Origin of the sequence: Pseudomonas laurylsulfativorans (assembly GCF_002906155.1) — a bacterium.
Lineage (GTDB): Bacteria > Pseudomonadota > Gammaproteobacteria > Pseudomonadales > Pseudomonadaceae > Aquipseudomonas > Aquipseudomonas laurylsulfativorans.
Window position 1 is genome coordinate 17,453 of the sequence record NZ_MUJK01000011.1, and the last position, 16,815, is coordinate 34,267.

Annotated in this window: 12 protein-coding genes and 2 tRNA genes; 10 read left to right on the top strand and 4 right to left on the bottom strand. The window is 59.6% G+C overall.

Annotation, left to right across the window (positions count from 1 at the left end):
- Positions 1-37: 37 nt before the first annotated feature.
- A complete protein-coding gene (locus B0D71_RS25120) occupies positions 38-1,327 on the top strand; it encodes an adenylosuccinate synthase (RefSeq protein ID WP_046819834.1) in 1,290 nt (429 codons plus the stop codon).
- Positions 1,328-1,465: 138 nt separating this feature from the next.
- Positions 1,466-3,400, top strand: a complete 1,935-nt coding sequence (locus tag B0D71_RS25125) for a methyl-accepting chemotaxis protein (protein WP_103397111.1) — start codon at positions 1,466-1,468, stop codon at positions 3,398-3,400.
- 103 nt (positions 3,401-3,503) lie between these two features.
- Here B0D71_RS25125 and B0D71_RS25130 read toward each other — a convergent pair whose 3' ends face one another.
- The 4 genes from B0D71_RS25130 to B0D71_RS25145 form a co-directional block, all read right to left on the bottom strand.
- Positions 3,504-5,060, bottom strand: coding sequence for an ABC transporter permease (locus B0D71_RS25130; RefSeq protein WP_103397112.1), 1,557 nt, complete (start codon positions 5,058-5,060; stop codon positions 3,504-3,506).
- On the bottom strand, positions 5,060-6,070 hold the full coding sequence (locus B0D71_RS25135; protein WP_103397113.1) for an extracellular solute-binding protein: 1,011 nt from the start codon (positions 6,068-6,070) through the stop codon (positions 5,060-5,062). The genes B0D71_RS25130 and B0D71_RS25135 overlap by 1 nt, the downstream gene beginning before the upstream one ends.
- Before the next feature lie 273 nt (positions 6,071-6,343).
- A tRNA-Leu gene (locus B0D71_RS25140) sits at positions 6,344-6,430 on the bottom strand.
- A gap of 167 nt (positions 6,431-6,597) precedes the next feature.
- Positions 6,598-6,684: transfer RNA gene (locus B0D71_RS25145), tRNA-Leu, on the bottom strand.
- Positions 6,685-6,909: 225 nt separating this feature from the next.
- On the opposite strand from B0D71_RS25145, the gene rnr reads away from it, so the two are divergent.
- The 8 genes from rnr (at position 6,910) to B0D71_RS25185 (ending at position 16,812) form a co-directional block, all read left to right on the top strand.
- On the top strand, positions 6,910-9,546 hold the full coding sequence (gene rnr / locus B0D71_RS25150; protein ID WP_103397114.1) for a ribonuclease R: 2,637 nt from the start codon (positions 6,910-6,912) through the stop codon (positions 9,544-9,546).
- A complete protein-coding gene (gene rlmB / locus B0D71_RS25155) occupies positions 9,543-10,310 on the top strand; it encodes a 23S rRNA (guanosine(2251)-2'-O)-methyltransferase RlmB (protein ID WP_103397115.1) in 768 nt (255 codons plus the stop codon). The genes rnr and rlmB overlap by 4 nt, the downstream gene beginning before the upstream one ends.
- A 315-nt stretch (positions 10,311-10,625) precedes the next feature.
- The gene (gene rpsF / locus B0D71_RS25160) at positions 10,626-11,048 is read left to right on the top strand and encodes a 30S ribosomal protein S6 (RefSeq protein WP_008048087.1); all 423 of its coding nucleotides are present in this window, start codon (positions 10,626-10,628) and stop codon (positions 11,046-11,048) included.
- Positions 11,049-11,076: 28 nt separating this feature from the next.
- Positions 11,077-11,307 carry a 30S ribosomal protein S18 gene (gene rpsR / locus B0D71_RS25165; RefSeq protein ID WP_002551829.1) on the top strand — a complete coding sequence of 77 codons (231 nt, stop codon included), beginning with the start codon at positions 11,077-11,079 and terminating at the stop codon, positions 11,305-11,307.
- Positions 11,308-11,343: 36 nt separating this feature from the next.
- Positions 11,344-12,237 (top strand): YybS family protein, encoded by an 894-nt coding sequence (locus tag B0D71_RS25170; protein WP_103397116.1) that lies wholly within the window; start codon positions 11,344-11,346, stop codon positions 12,235-12,237.
- Positions 12,238-12,256: 19 nt separating this feature from the next.
- Positions 12,257-12,703 carry a 50S ribosomal protein L9 gene (gene rplI, locus B0D71_RS25175; protein WP_007973276.1) on the top strand — a complete coding sequence of 149 codons (447 nt, stop codon included), beginning with the start codon at positions 12,257-12,259 and terminating at the stop codon, positions 12,701-12,703.
- Positions 12,704-12,824: 121 nt separating this feature from the next.
- A complete protein-coding gene (gene dnaB / locus B0D71_RS25180) occupies positions 12,825-14,222 on the top strand; it encodes a replicative DNA helicase (RefSeq protein WP_034149637.1) in 1,398 nt (465 codons plus the stop codon).
- A gap of 286 nt (positions 14,223-14,508) precedes the next feature.
- Entirely contained in the window at positions 14,509-16,812 is a 2,304-nt protein-coding gene (locus B0D71_RS25185; protein ID WP_103397117.1) for a YgiQ family radical SAM protein, read from the top strand.
- Positions 16,813-16,815 lie beyond the last annotated feature (3 nt).

Below are 16,815 nucleotides of genomic sequence, written 5' to 3' on the forward strand. Positions count from 1 at the left end.
CGCCGGCACCAAGTTTGCGCGAATGAGGACAAGTGTTATGGGTAAGAATGTCGTAGTCCTGGGCACCCAATGGGGTGATGAGGGCAAAGGCAAGATCGTTGATCTGCTGACCGAACATGCTGCCGCCGTAGTGCGCTACCAGGGTGGCCACAACGCGGGTCACACGCTGGTGATCGACGGCGAAAAAACCGTCTTGCACCTGATCCCGTCGGGCGTGCTGCGCGAAGGCGTTCAGTGCCTGATCGGCAACGGCGTGGTGGTCGCACCTGACGCCCTGCTGCGCGAGATCACCAAGCTGGAAGAAAAAGGTGTGCCGGTGCGCGAGCGCCTGCGTATCAGCCCGTCCTGCCCGCTGATCCTGTCCTTCCACGTTGCGCTGGACCAGGCCCGTGAAAAGGCCCGTGGCGAGCTGAAGATCGGTACTACCGGTCGCGGCATTGGCCCGGCCTACGAAGACAAGGTTGCACGTCGTGGCCTGCGTGTGGGCGACCTGCTCAACATGCCGCGCTTTGAAGACAAGCTGCGTGAGCTGGTGGATTACCACAACTTCATGCTGGTGGGTTACTACAAAGAGCCAGCCATCGAATTCGACAAGACCCTGGCCGAATGCAAAGAATACGCTGAGCTGCTCAAGCCGCTGATGCTGGACGTGACTGCCGAGCTGCACGACCTGCGTCGCGCTGGCAAAGACATCATGTTCGAAGGCGCCCAAGGCTCCCTGCTGGACATTGACCACGGTACCTACCCGTACGTGACCAGTTCTAACACCACCGCTGGCGGCGTTGCTACCGGTTCGGGTGTTGGCCCTATGTTCCTGGACTACATCCTGGGCATTACCAAGGCTTACACCACGCGTGTAGGTTCGGGTCCATTCCCGACGGAGCTGTTCGACGAAGTCGGTGCGCACCTGGCTAAACAAGGTCACGAGTTCGGCGCGACTACCGGCCGTGCTCGTCGTTGTGGCTGGTTCGACGCCGTTATCCTGCGTCGCGCTATCGATGTGAACAGCATCTCGGGCATCTGCCTGACCAAGCTGGACGTACTCGACGGTCTGGAAACCATCAACATCTGCGTCGGCTACAAGGATGCGGAAGGCAATGCCGTTGCTCCGACTGATGCTGACAGCTACGTGGGCCTGCAGCCTGTGTACGAAGAAGTGCCAGGCTGGACCGAGTCGACCGTGGGTGCCAAAACCCTGGAAGAGCTGCCGGCTAACGCCCGTGCTTACATCAAGCGCGTTGAAGAGCTGATCGGCGCGCCGATCGACATTATTTCGACGGGCCCGGATCGCAACGAAACCATCGTTCTGCGTCATCCGTTTGCTTGATAAGTCGTTGATGTAAAACACAAAGGCTCCTTTATCGGGGCCTTTGTCGTATTTGTCTGTAGGACGGCATGACCTTTGCTGTAAATATTCTCAAAAGAATGCCATCAATTTAATGGCGTCCAAGTAGAGGGATTCACAGTGTCGGCCGTTCTCTCACTGTTACAAAGCCGTTTGTTGCGGCCCGTGTTCGTTACCCTTGGTATCGCCCTTTTGGTGCAGGTGCTGGTAGCTGTTGCTCTGACCCGGAGCACGGTGACCGCGCTGGAAGCCGATTTGGGTAAGCGCCTGGGCGCGGACAGCCAAAAGCTCTCCGCGGAGCTTGAGCAGGCAGGACGCGAAGTCACGTCCAGTCTGGACAGCCTCTCTACCAGTACCCGTCAGCGCCTCACGGCCGGTTTGTCCTCGCGACTTGAGGAAGAGCAGGCGCAATTGCGTTCGACCCTGGAAAAGGACTTGAAGGATTCCGCCAGCGATATGGCGCAGCTTCTGGCTTCGGTCGCGCCCCGCGCCATGTGGGACAACGACGTTCCAACACTGTCCGAATTCGCCCGCCGGGCCCAGCGCAATCCGAATGTGCTGTTCGTGGTGTATGACGATGCCACTGGCCAGCACCTGACGCGCTACCTCAACCGGGAAAATCCGATCAACAAGGCGCTGCTGGAAAAAGGCCAGGGCGAGCGGGCGCTCGACAAGGTGCTGGATGCGGCGAAGAACGATCCTTCGGTCTTCTATATCGAGGCGTCGATCAACCCCAATGGCGTGGAAATCGGCAAGGTCCTGATGGGGGTCTCGACCGCTTCGGTGGAGACTGATCTCGCGGCTCTCGACAAGCGCTTCTCGGCGTTGATCGCCAGCAGTGATCAGCTGGTGGGCGACAGCCTCAAAGGTGCGGCGGCTGACAGCGCAACAGCCATGCGCTCGCGTCTGCAGTCGGCGCAATCCACGGCGGCTGAAATGAAAGCCAACACCACCAGTACCGTGCAGGAAGCGGCTGCGACTTTGCGCTGGCGCATCGGTGTGTGCCTGGCGGTGGTGGGTTTTGGTGTTCTGCTGTTGTTGGCGGTGGTGCTCGGTCGCCGAGTGGTCAATCGCCTGAAAATGTTGATCGTTGCCATGGATGACCTGGCGGCGGGCGAGGGCGATCTGACCAAGCGTGTGCAGATCAACAGCAAGGACGAAATCGGCGACATGGCCTCAGCGGTCAATCGCTTTGTGGATAAGTTGCAGCCGATCGTGCGCGAGGCGGGCGATGTGGCCCAGCGTACCGGTGTGGAAATTGGCGCCATGACCTTGCGCAACGCAGGCGCGGATGCGGCGGCTGGCATGCAGCGTGACGAGGTGGCGGAGAGTTTGCGTGCGCTGTCGCAAATGGCCGATGAGGCTCAGTCGGAAAGCCACGCCATGCAGGCTGCGCTTAAGCAGGTGGTGGACATTCGTCAGGCCACTGATGAAAACACCCGAACTTCGGCGAAGGTCGGCAGCCTGATTGAGGCGTTGGCCGGTCAGGTCGATACCGGGGCGCAGGTCATTGAGCGCCTGGCACAGCAAAGTGAGCAGATTGAAGTGGTGTTGACGGTGATTCATGGCATCGCCGAGCAGACAAACCTGCTGGCGCTGAACGCGGCTATTGAAGCGGCGCGTGCCGGCGAGACCGGGCGCGGGTTCGCGGTGGTGGCCGATGAGGTGCGGGCGCTGGCGAGCAAGACGCAAAGCTCCACCGGCGATATTCAGGCGCACATCGTTGCGCTGCAGCAAGGCGCGCGCGAGGCGGTTGCGGCGATTGGTCAGGCCGGGCGCCAGGCCAATGAGGGCTTGCTGGTGCTGCGTGACAGTGCGCGGTTGCAGCAGTCAGTGCAGGCGTCGGTAGAGCAGGTCCATGCGGCGATTGGTCTGGCTACCCAAGCTGCGGCGCATCAGGCGCAGGGTGCGCAGGCAGTGCGGGGGCGGGTCCAGACCATTCACGCGCAGGCCGAGAAAGCAGCGCAAGCTGTCGTGGAGACCACGGCGAGCGGCAAAGTGCTGGATGGCCTGGCGGCGCAGTTGAAGGCGAGCCTGGGGCAGTTCAGGGCTTGATCTGTCTTCTGTGCCGGCCCCTCCCACAGTGGTCCTCTGCCGAACACAAATATGATGTTCACGAAGGGCCAATGTGGGAGCAGGCTTGCTCGCGAAAGCGGTTTCAGCGGCTCAGATACATCCGGGTCGTCAGCAAATAGACCGGCAATCCCGACACCACAATCAACAACGCCGCATAAGGCGCCGCCGCTGCAAACTCCACATTCGCGGTATGCGCCCAGACTTCCGTCGCCAGGGTATTCAGCCCGGTCGGGCTCAGCAGCAAGGTCGCCGTCAGTTCCTTCATCGCATCCAGAAACACCAGCGCAAATGCCGCGCCCAGCGCCGGGAAAATGATCGGCAGTGTTACTCGACAGAACGCGCTGAAAGACGAGGCTCCGAGTGTGCGTGCTGCCTCTTCCAGTTGCGGTGCCGCCTTGTTCAGGGCGGTGCGGATAGGCGCCTGGGCCAGTGGCAGAAACAGCAAGGCGTAGGCGATCAGCAGCAGTGCCGAGGTCTGGTACAGCATCGGCACATAGTGCAGGGCGAAATACACCAGCGTCAGGGCAATGACCAGCCCCGGCAGGGCATGTAGCAAGTACGGCAAGCGCTCGGCCCAGATCGCCAATTGACCTTTGTAGCGCACGACCAGCAGGCCGACCGGCACCGCCAGCACCAGGCAAACCGCGGCGCCACCCAGCGAAAGTGCGAGGGATGACAGCAATGCTTCGCCGATTGCCGCCACGGGAAACGCTGCCGATGATCCCACTGCCAACCAGTACGCCAGCATGCCCAGCGGAATCCCGCTGCCGATGATTGCCAGCAGCAGGCAATAAAGCTGTCCCGCCACGGCCCAGGGCCCCAGTTGAACCTGCTCCGCCTGTCGCGCGGCACCCTGGCCGGTGCGCACGTGTCGACCTTTGCCGCGCACGCGCAGCTCCAGCCACAACAGCGCCAGGCACAGCATCAGCAGCACGGCGGAGAGCATCGCCGCGTTGGCATTGCTGAACTCCAGCTCGAACTGTTGATAGATCGCAGTGGTGAAGGTTTGCAGGCCGATGATCGACAGCGCGCCGAACTCCACCAGCATGTGCAGGGCAATCAGCAAAGAACCGGCGAGCAGTGACGGCCAGAGCAGGGGTAGGGTGACCTTGAAGAATACGCCCCAGCGGTTCTGTCCCAGTGTGCGCGCAGATTCCTCCAGTGATGGGTCGAGATTACGCAGGGTCGCCGCCACCGGCAGGAAAATCAGCGGGTATTTAGAGAGCGTCATCACCAGAATTGCCCCGCCGAGCCCTTCGAAATGCGCGCTCAAGGAAACCCAGGTGAAGCTGCTGACAAACGCCGGTACCGCGAACGGCAGGCACAGAATCACGCCCCACAGGCGCCGGCCTGGCAGATTGCTGCGCTCCAGCAACCACGCCAGCGACAGGCCGATCACGCCGCAGGCCAGCGTTACGCCGGCCATCAGCGCCAGAGTATTGCGCAGCAGCCCGAACACATAGGGGCGCCACAGCAAGTGCAGCGCCTCGGCCCAGCCTGCTTGCCAAGCCTTGAGCCCGACATAGGCCAACGGCAGCAGGCTGAGCACCACCAGCAGCAAAACCGGCAGGACCAGCCAGATCGACGGCCGCTTGCGCCGTGGCACGTACCCGTCATGCGCGGAAAGCGATGCGCTCATCAGTTCAGGCCAACGTCACGTTCCAGATCCAGGGCTTCTTCGGCATTACCCAGGTCGGCTGGCGTGACTTTCGGTGCTTCCAGCTCGCTGAATGGCTTGAGCCCGCGATCAGATTCCATGCCTTTGTGCAGCGGGTATTCGGCGGTGGTCTGGGTGATCACGCGCTGGCCTTCCTCGCTGGCCATGTAGGCGAGCAATTGCTGTGCTTCTTTTGGGTGTTTGCTGGATTTCAGGACCGCTGCGCTGGAAACGGTGATCAGCCCGCCGACGTCGCCGCCGGTGAAATAATGCAGTTTCGAATCGAGCTGGCCTTTTTCACGCTGCAAGGCAAACCAGTAGTAGTTGTTGACCAGTACGGTGGCCACTTCGCCATTTTCCACGGCTTTGAGCGCGACCATGTTGTTGCTGTAGGTTTTACCGAATGCGCGCAGCCCGGTCAGCCATTCTTCTGCAGCGTCCATGCCGTGCACCTTGATGATCGCAACGGCTTGCTCCTGGAAGGCACCACTGGTGGGTACAAAGCCGACCTTGCCTTGCCATTTTGGATTGGAGAACTCCATCACAGACTTCGGCAGATCTTTTTCGTCGATCAGTTTGGGGTTGAACGCAACGACGCGCACCCGGGCAGTCACGCCAATCCAGGTGCCATTGCTGGCGACGTATTCCTTGGGCAGAACGGCCAGCGTGGCGTCATCCGCCTTGGCCAGCAGGCCTTGTTCACCAAGTTTGTTCAGTGGAGGCGATTCTTCGGTGTAGATCACGTCGGCAGGGGAGCGATCGCCTTCTTCGACGACCTGGCTGGCGAGCTGGTTGCTGCTACCTTTGCGCACGTTGACGTGGATGCCGGTTTTGGCTTCGAAGGCTTTGGCGACCGCGTCACCGACTTCTTTGTGTTGGCCGTTGTAGAGAGTCAGGGAAACCGGGTCGGCGGCTTGGGTGAGGGGAGAGGCAAGTGCCAGGCCAAGCAGGGTAATGGTCAAGCCGCGGCGCAGGGTATTTCGAAGCATCATTCGCAGGGTTCCTCACTGTCGCATTGCAAAAACTTGCAACAATGATAAACGATATTGTTTCTCAAATGCGCCGATAAATCCTGTAGGAGCGAGCTTGCTCGCGATGGGCGTGAACGATGATGCGTACTGACTGGAGAATCGCGTCGTTTGGAAAATTATCGCGAGCAAGCTCGCTCCTACAGAGGGGGCGTGTTGTTTTTCAGGCGTCAGAAACGCAAAAACCCGCTTTCGCGGGTTTCTGTGAAATTCAGGGTCGTAACCTTGAATTTGAATTGGTGCCCAGAAGAAGACTCGAACTTCCACGACCGTAAGGTCACCAGCACCTGAAGCTGGCGTGTCTACCAATTTCACCATCTGGGCATTCATCGCAAGCGTTGCCGCTGTTGATGTGGCGCACTATACGGAGAGCGATTTGATCTGTAAACCCCTGATTTTAAAATTAATAAACCAGTCGTCCAGAATGCAAAAACCCGCTTTCGCGGGTTTTTGTGTGAGCCTTGAAATTGATCTAATCTCAAGCTCGAAATTGGTGCCCAGAAGAAGACTCGAACTTCCACGACCTTGCGGTCACCAGCACCTGAAGCTGGCGTGTCTACCAATTTCACCATCTGGGCAGTATCGGCAACGTTGTCCGTCGTCGATGGCGCGCACTATACGGAGCGTCTTTTTAACTGTAAACCCCCGGAATCAAAAAAACCTGAAAAATTTCGCCAGTGGTCTTCAAAACAGCTTTGCAGTGTCGATACAGGGCTTTAGATGGGTCGTCTTAGCCTGAAATTTCCCGTTTCATTACGCCTATGCCAAACTAACCCGCATATAGACAAGGTGAAAACTCTCTAATGGCCGATTGGCAGTCCCTCGATCCCGAGGCCGCTCGTGAAGCGGAAAAATATGAAAACCCTATTCCTAGCCGTGAACTGATCCTTCAGCACCTTGCTGATCGAGGTTCGCCTGCTAACCGCGAGCAGTTGGTCGAAGAGTTTGGTCTGACCACAGAAGACCAGATCGAAGCCCTGCGCCGCCGCCTGCGCGCCATGGAGCGCGATGCTCAGCTTATTTACACTCGTCGCGGCACTTATGCGCCGGTGGACAAGCTCGACCTGATCCTGGGCCGCATCAGCGGTCACCGCGACGGCTTCGGCTTCCTGGTCCCGGACGATGGCAGTGATGACCTGTTCATGAGCCCGGCGCAGATGCGTCTGGTGTTCGACGGTGACCGTGCCCTGGCCCGTGTTTCCGGTCTGGATCGTCGTGGTCGCCGCGAAGGCATGATCGTCGAAGTGGTATCCCGCGCTCACGAAACCATCGTCGGCCGCTATTTCGAAGAGGGCGGCATCGGTTTTGTCGTTACCGACAATCCGAAGATCCAGCAGGAAGTGCTGGTCACGCCGGGTCGAAACGCCAACGCGCAGATCGGTCAGTTCGTCGAAGTGAAGATCACTCACTGGCCGACACCACGCTTCCAGCCGCAAGGCGACGTGGTTGAAGTCGTGGGCAACTACATGGCGCCGGGCATGGAAATCGACGTTGCCCTGCGCACCTACGATATTCCTCATGTCTGGCCTGATGCCGTGCTCAAGGAAGCCGGCAAGCTCAAGCCGGAAGTCGAAGAGAAAGACAAAGAGAAGCGCATCGACCTGCGTCATCTGCCGTTCGTTACCATTGACGGCGAAGATGCCCGCGACTTCGACGATGCGGTCTACTGCGAAGCCCGTCCGGGCAAGCTGCGTCTGTTCTCCGGCGGTTGGAAGCTGTACGTGGCGATTGCCGACGTATCCAGCTACGTGAAGCTTGGTTCGGCGCTGGATGCCGAAGCGCAGGTTCGCGGCAACTCGGTGTACTTCCCCGAGCGCGTGATTCCGATGTTGCCTGAGCAGCTGTCCAACGGTTTGTGCTCGCTGAACCCGCAGGTCGATCGCCTGGCCATGGTTTGCGAGATGACCATCTCCAAATCCGGCGAGATGACCGATTACTGCTTCTACGAAGCGGTGATCCACTCCCATGCGCGCCTGACCTACAACAAGGTCAGCGCGATGCTGGAAACGCCGAAGGCTACCGAGGCGCGCAAACTGCGTGGCGAGTACACCGACGTCGTACCGCACCTCAAGCAGCTGTACTCGCTGTACAAGGTATTGCTGGCAGCCCGTCATGTGCGTGGCGCAATCGATTTTGAAACCCAGGAAACCCGGATCATCTTCGGTTCCGAGCGCAAGATCGCTGAAATCCGTCCGACCATTCGTAACGATGCGCACAAGCTGATCGAGGAATGCATGCTGGCGGCCAACGTGGCCACCGCCGAATTTCTGAAAAAGCACGAAATCCCTGCGCTGTATCGCGTTCACGATGGTCCGCCACCAGAGCGTCTGGAAAAGCTGCGTGCTTTCCTTGGCGAGCTCGGCCTGTCGCTGCACAAAGGCAAGGACGGTCCGTCGCCAAAGGATTATCAGGCACTGCTGGCCGGTATCAAGGATCGTCCGGATTTCCACCTTATCCAGACCGTCATGCTGCGTTCATTGAGTCAGGCGGTGTACAGCGCCGATAACCAGGGCCACTTCGGCCTGAATTACGAAGCCTATACCCACTTCACTTCGCCGATCCGCCGCTACCCGGACTTGCTCACGCACAGGGCGATTCGCAGTGTGATCCATTCGAAGCAGGACACCCCGCACGTTCGCCGTGCCGGTGCGATGACCATTCCAAAAGCGCGCATCTATCCGTACGACGAAGCGGCCCTGGAGCAACTCGGCGAGCAGTGCTCGATGAGCGAGCGCCGTGCCGACGAAGCGACCCGTGACGTGGTGAACTGGCTCAAGTGCGAGTTCATGAAGGATCGCGTGGGCGAATCGTTCCCAGGCGTGATCACTGCAGTGACCGGTTTTGGTCTGTTCGTCGAGCTGACCGATATTTACGTCGAAGGCCTGGTGCACGTCACCGCGCTGCCGGGCGATTACTACCACTTCGATCCTGTGCATCACCGCCTGGCCGGTGAGCGTACCGGTCGAAGCTTCCGCCTGGGTGACACCGTGGAAGTGCGGGTCATGCGCGTCGACCTCGACGAGCGCAAGATCGACTTCGAGATGGCTGAAAATACCATCAGTGCGCCGATCGGCCGCAAGAAGCGTGGCACGGAAGCGGCAGCACCTGCGGCCCCCTCTACAAAAACAGTCGCAGAGCCGGCCCCGGCGAAAACCGGCCGTCGTCCTGCCAAGGAAAAGGCTGTAGAAGCCTATCGCCCGAGCGATGCGGCAGCGAAAAACGCCGAAGTGCGCAAAAGCCGTGAAATGAAACAGGCGTTGCTGGCCGGTGCGAAGAGCGGCGGTAAAGCGGCGTCTGGGGGAAAGACCAGTCGGTCGACGCCTGAGAAGGCCGTCGGCGGCAAGCCAGCCAAACCGAGCAAACATCGTAAAGGCCCGCCAAAAGCGGGCTCGGCTCCAGCCAAGAGTGGCGGGGCGCGTAAACCTAAGGCCAAACCATGAGTCAGTTGGAAAAGATCTACGGCGTACACGCTGTAGAAGCGTTGTTGCGTCATCACCCGAAACGCGTGAAGCAGATCTGGTTGGCCGAAGGCCGCAATGATCCTCGGGTCCAGGTGCTGATCGAGCTGGCCAACGAAAACCGGGTCCAGGTCGGCCAGGCCGAGCGCCGCGAAATGGATGCCTGGGTTGAAGGCGTGCACCAGGGTGTGGTGGCGGACGTGAGTCCTAGCCAGGTCTGGGGCGAGGCGATGCTCGACGAGCTGCTCGATCGCACCGACGGTGCGCCGTTGTTGCTGGTGCTCGACGGCGTGACCGATCCGCACAACCTCGGCGCCTGCCTGCGCTCCGCCGATGCGGCGGGTGCTCTGGCGGTGATCGTGCCGAAGGACAAGTCAGCGACCCTGACTCCGGTTGTACGAAAAATTGCCTGCGGTGCTGCGGAAGTGATTCCACTGGTTGCCGTGACCAACCTGGCGCGCACCCTGGAAAAGCTCCAGCAGCGTGGTTTGTGGGTTGTCGGTACGGCCGGTGAAGCTGAAGTCAGCCTGTATGACCAGGATCTGACCGGTCCGACCATCCTGATCATGGGCGCCGAAGGCAAAGGCATGCGCCGCCTGACCCGCGAGCATTGCGACTACCTGGTGAACCTGCCAATGGCCGGTAGCGTCAGCAGTCTTAACGTTTCCGTGGCGACTGGCGTTTGCCTGTTTGAGGCGCAGCGCCAGCGCAGTGTCAAAGCCAAGGCAGCCGCCAAAAAAGCCTGATTCACCCACGACCCACTGTAGGAGCGAGCTTGCTCGCGAAGGACTCAAGATCAGCGCGGAGTATCAGCTTCCCCGCGTTATCGTTGACGACCTTCGCGAGCAAGCTCGCTCCTACAGTGTTTTGTGGTGTGGCACGAATTGGGGCTGTTCAAATAATCACCAATTACCTTGCGCCTCCCTCGTCCCTTCTCTACAATTGCGCCCCTTGCTGTGATGGCAGGCACCAACGTGTCTAGCGTCCGCAAGTCCATAAGTGTCATTCACTCCTTGTCTGACCGCTTTTGAGCGGCAGGCTACAACCCGTAAGGAGCATTCATGCGTCATTACGAAATCATCTTTTTGGTCCACCCGGATCAAAGCGAGCAAGTCGGCGGCATGGTTGAGCGTTACACCAAGCTGATCGAAGAAGACGGCGGCAAAATCCACCGTCTGGAAGATTGGGGCCGTCGTCAACTGGCCTACGCAATCAACAATGTTCACAAGGCTCACTACGTGATGCTGAACGTTGAGTGCACTGGCAAGGCCCTGGCCGAGCTGGAAGACAACTTCCGCTACAACGATGCAGTGATCCGTAACCTGGTCATCCGTCGCGACGAAGCCGTTACCGGCCAGTCCGAGATGCTCAAGGCTGAAGAAAACCGCAGTGAGCGCCGTGAGCGTCGCGACCGTCCTGAGCACGAAGGCGCTGAAAGCGCTGATAGTGATGACAGCGACAACAGCGATAACGCTGACGAGTAATCCACGGACCTTTTAAGGAGCCTATCAAATGGCACGTTTCTTCCGTCGTCGTAAATTCTGCCGCTTCACCGCTGAAGACGTGAAAGAGATCGATTACAAAGATCTCAACACTCTGAAAGCCTACGTATCCGAGACCGGCAAAATTGTTCCAAGCCGCATCACCGGTACCAAAGCTCGTTATCAGCGTCAGCTGGCCACCGCTATCAAGCGCGCCCGCTTCCTGGCCCTGCTGGCCTACACCGACAGCCACGGCCGCTGAGACCGGGCAGTCGACACGTAGCAAAGGATTGAATGCATGCGGGCCATAGCTGAGTTCATCATGCGCGGCCGTATGCAGGCCACTCTGGTAGTGGCTGGATGCGCGGCGATGCCGTTGTTGTATTGGTTGGGTGCTGCCGCCGGATGCCTTGTGCTCCTGCGGCGCGGATTGAGGGACGCCCTGGGCGTTCTTGCTCTGGGACTGCTGCCGGCATTGGCCTGGTGGCTGTACTCCGACGACCCACGGGCACTTCTGGTGCTGCTGGGGTCTGCGAGCCTTGCGTTGGTTTTGCGCGCAAGCGAGTCCTGGAACCGCGTGCTGCTGGTCAGCATAGCGATGGGAGTGGTGTTTTCAGTGGTGTTGGGGATAGCTTTTGCTCCCCAGATCGAGATGCTGGCGCAGGCTTTGATCAAAGTCATGCCGTCGCTACTCGGTGATGTCTACCAGAAGTTGTCGGTAGACGAACAAGCGCGTTTCGCGTCCCTGATTGCACCGGTCCTGACCGGCCTGATTGCGGCGTTGTTGCAAATCGTCAGCTTGCTGAGCCTGCTTGTCGGGCGCTACTGGCAGGCGTTGTTGTACAACCCGGGCGGTTTTGGTCGCGAGTTTCGCGCCATCCGCTTCCCGCTGTTGCCGGCGATGTTGCTGCTGGCGTGCATGCTTCTGGGGCCGAACATCGGTTCGCAGATGGCCATGTTGACGCCGTTGTGCAGCGTACCGCTGGTGTTCGCCGGGCTGGCCCTGATTCACGGGCTGGTGGCGCAGAAGCGACTGGCCAGGTTCTGGCTGGTGGGGTTGTACGTGACGCTGTTGCTGTTCATGCAGCTGATCTATCCGTTGCTGGTGGTCCTGGCCATCGTCGACAGCCTGATTGATTTTCGCGGTCGTTCGGCACCGAAAGATGCCGATAGCGCGAACGGTGAAGGTTAAAAGTTAAGAGGATTTTCACATGCAACTGATCCTTCTGGAAAAAGTCACCAACCTGGGCAACCTGGGTGACAAAGTGAACGTTAAGGCTGGTTACGGTCGTAACTACCTGCTGCCTTACGGCAAAGCTACCGCTGCGACCCCAGCCAACCTGGCTGCGTTCGAAGAGCGTCGCGCTGAGCTGGAAAAAGCTGCAGCAGATCGCAAAGCATCGGCTGAAAGCCGCGCTGCCCAACTGGCCGAGCTGGAAGTGACCATCACTGCCACCGCTGGCGACGAAGGCAAGCTGTTCGGTTCGATCGGTACTCACGACATCGCTGACGCACTGACCGCCTCCGGCGTTGAAGTGCAGAAGAGCGAAGTTCGTCTGCCGAACGGCACCATCCGCAACGTAGGCGAATTCGACGTAGCCGTGCACCTGCACGCCGAAGTTGAAGCCACCGTACGCGTTGTCGTGGTAGCAGCTTAAGCAGCACTTGTCGGCTGGCACCCTCGGGTGCTTGCCGGTAACATCGGGCACGATCCTGTTTACAGGTCGTGCCCTTTGTCTTTCTGGCATCCCAGTTTTTAAATTCTGATTTCAAGTGGCCATGAACGAAATTTCCGCTCCCGAGCAATACGATCTGCAAACCGCCGCGCTGAAAGTGCCGCCGCATTCCATCGAGGCCGAACAGGCTGTACTCGGTGGTCTGATGCTGGACAACAACGCCTGGGAGCGTGTGCTCGATCAAGTCTCCGACGGCGATTTCTATCGACATGACCACCGTCTGATTTTCCGTGCGATCGCCAAACTGGCCGATCAGAACTCTCCGATTGACGTCGTGACCCTTGCCGAACAACTGGACAAGGAAGGTCAGACGTCGCAGGTGGGTGGCCTCGGTTACCTCGGCGAATTGGCGAAAAACACGCCATCCGTCGCCAACATCAAGGCTTATGCGCAGATCGTCCGTCAGCGTGCGACGTTGCGCCAACTGATCGGCATCAGCACCGAGATCGCCGACAGCGCCTTCAACCCGGAAGGTCGCACCGCCGAGGAAATCCTCGACGAAGCCGAGCGCCAGATCTTCGCGATTGCCGAGGCCCGGCCGAAAACCGGTGGCCCGGTGGGTGTGAACGATTTGCTGACCAAGGCCATCGATCGCATCGATACGCTGTTCAACACAGACAACGCCATTACCGGACTGTCCACTGGCTACACCGACCTTGATGAGAAGACCAGCGGTCTGCAACCGGCTGACTTGATCATCGTCGCCGGTCGTCCGTCGATGGGTAAAACCACGTTCGCGATGAACCTGGTGGAAAACGCCGTACTGCGCAGCGACAAGGCGGTTCTGGTGTATTCCCTCGAGATGCCAGGCGAATCGCTGGTCATGCGTATGCTGTCGTCTCTCGGTCGGATCGACCAGACCAAGGTACGTTCCGGTCAGTTGGAAGATGACGACTGGCCGCGTCTGACCTCGGCGGTCAACCTGCTCAATGACCGCAAGCTGTTCATCGACGACACCGCCGGTATCAGCCCGTCGGAAATGCGTGCGCGTACCCGGCGTCTGGCGCGTGAGCATGGTGACATCGGCCTGATCATGATCGACTACCTTCAGTTGATGCAGATTCCAGGCTCCGGCGGCGACAACCGAACCAACGAGATTTCTGAAATCTCGCGTTCCTTGAAAGCCCTGGCCAAGGAATTCAACTGCCCGGTGGTGGCGTTGTCCCAGCTCAACCGTTCCCTCGAGCAGCGACCGAACAAACGTCCGATCAACTCCGACCTCCGGGAGTCCGGAGCGATCGAGCAGGACGCCGACGTGATCATGTTCGTGTATCGCGACGAGGTGTATCACCCGGAAACCGAGCACAAGGGCATTGCCGAGATCATCATCGGCAAGCAGCGGAACGGCCCGATCGGCTTTATCCGCCTGGCGTTCATCGGCAAGTACACCCGATTCGAGAATCTGGCGCCGGGTAGCTATAACTTCGACGACGACGAGTAACTGTTGATACAGGGCCTCTGTGGTGAGGGGGCTTGCCCCCGTTGGGTTGCGAAGCGACCCCAAAACCTGCGGTCGCCATTCTCCAGATGAAACGAGTCGGCTGATTTACGACTGCTTCGCAGCCGAACGGGGGCAAGCCCCCTCGCCACAGGGGTTGTGTGTTGCTCAAGGGAGCTGTGCTAAAACAGCTCCCACCAATTTCCGACCACAGCCGTCGGAATTGGTCAAAATTTGTGCTATATTCCGCGCCCGCGAAATTCAATGAAAGCCAACACCGGTTATCGACATGCAAGCAGCCAAGCCGTTATTTGACTATCCCAAGTACTGGGCCGAATGTTTCGGGCCAGCGCCGTTCCTGCCCATGAGCAGGGAGGAGATGGATCAGCTCGGCTGGGATTCCTGCGACATCATCATCGTCACCGGCGATGCCTACGTCGATCACCCGTCGTTCGGCATGGCGATCATCGGCCGGCTGCTGGAGTCCCAGGGCTTCCGCGTCGGGATCATTGCCCAGCCGAACTGGCAGTCCAAAGACGACTTCATGAAGCTCGGCGAGCCGAACCTGTTCTTCGGTGTCGCGGCCGGCAACATGGACTCGATGATCAACCGCTACACCGCCGACAAGAAAATCCGTTCCGACGATGCCTACACGCCGGGTGGACTGGCCGGCAAGCGTCCGGACCGCGCCAGCCTGGTCTACAGCCAGCGCTGCAAGGAAGCCTACAAGCACGTACCGATCGTGCTCGGCGGCATCGAAGCGTCCCTGCGCCGCATCGCCCACTACGATTACTGGCAGGATCGGGTGCGCAACTCGATCCTGATCGACGCCTGCGCCGACATCCTGCTCTACGGCAACGCCGAGCGTGCGATTGTCGAAGTCGCCCAGCGCCTGTCCTACGGTCACAAGATCGAAGACATCACCGACGTGCGCGGCACCGCGTTCATCCGTCGTGACACGCCGCAAGGCTGGTACGAAGTCGATTCCACGCGCATCGACCGTCCGGGCAAGATCGACAAGATCATCAACCCGTACGTCAACACCCAGGACACCCAGGCCTGCGCCATCGAGCAGGAAAAAGGTCCGGTCGAGGATCCGCAGGAAGCCAAGGTCGTACAGATCCTGGCCAGCCCGCGCATGACCCGCGACAAGACCGTGATCCGTTTGCCGTCGGTGGAGAAGGTCCGCAACGATGCGGTGCTCTACGCCCACGCCAACCGCGTGCTGCACCTGGAAACCAACCCGGGCAACGCCCGTGCGCTGGTACAGAAGCATGGCGAAGTCGATGTCTGGTTCAACCCGCCACCGATTCCGATGACTACTGAAGAAATGGACTACGTGTTCGGCATGCCTTATGCGCGCATTCCGCACCCGGCGTATGGCAAGGAAAAAATCCCGGCCTACGACATGATCCGTTTCTCGGTGAACATCATGCGTGGCTGCTTCGGCGGCTGTACTTTCTGCTCGATCACCGAGCACGAAGGCCGGATCATCCAGAACCGTTCCCACGAGTCGATCATTCGCGAAATCGAAGAAATTCGCGACAAGGTTCCCGGTTTTACCGGCGTGATCTCCGACCTCGGCGGCCCGACCGCGAACATGTACCGCATCGCCTGCAAAAGCCCGGAAATCGAATCCGCGTGCCGCAAGCCATCGTGCGTATTCCCTGGCATCTGTCCGAACCTGAACACCGACCACTCGGCGCTGATCCAGTTGTATCGCAGTGCCCGTGAATTGCCGGGTGTGAAGAAGATCCTGATCGCTTCCGGCCTGCGCTACGACCTCGCGGTCGAGTCGCCGGAGTACGTCAAGGAACTGGTAACCCACCACGTCGGTGGTTACCTGAAGATCGCCCCGGAACACACCGAGGAAGGTCCGCTCAACCAGATGATGAAACCGGGCATCGGCAGCTATGACAAGTTCAAGCGCATGTTCGAGAAGTACTCCAAGGAAGCGGGCAAGGAGCAGTACCTGATTCCGTACTTCATCGCTGCCCACCCGGGTACCACCGATGAAGACATGATGAACCTGGCCCTGTGGCTCAAGGGCAACGGCTTCCGTGCCGACCAGGTGCAGGCGTTCTACCCGTCGCCGATGGCCACCGCCACCGCGATGTACCACTCGGGCAAGAACCCGCTGCGCAAGGTCACCTACAAGAGTGACGCGGTGACCATCGTCAAGAGCGAAGAGCAGCGTCGTCTGCACAAGGCGTTCTTGCGTTATCACGACCCGAAAGGTTGGCCGATGCTGCGTGAGGCCCTGACCCGCATGGGTCGCGCCGACCTGATCGGGCCAGGCAAGAACCAGTTGATTCCTTTGCATCAGCCGTCGACCGACAGCTACCAGAGCGCCCGTCGCAAGAACTCGACGCCGGCCGGCAGCCACAAGGTCGCAGGGGAAAAAACCACCAAGATCTTGACCCAGCACACCGGCCTGCCACCACGCGCGAGCGATGGCGGTAACCCGTGGGACAAGCGCGAACAGGCCAAGGCTGCGGCATTTGCCCGCAACCAGCAGGCAGCCAAGGAGCGCAAGGACGCGGCCAAAGGCAAAGGGCCAAAGCCGACCCGTAAGCCGGTCGTGCCGCGCTAAGCC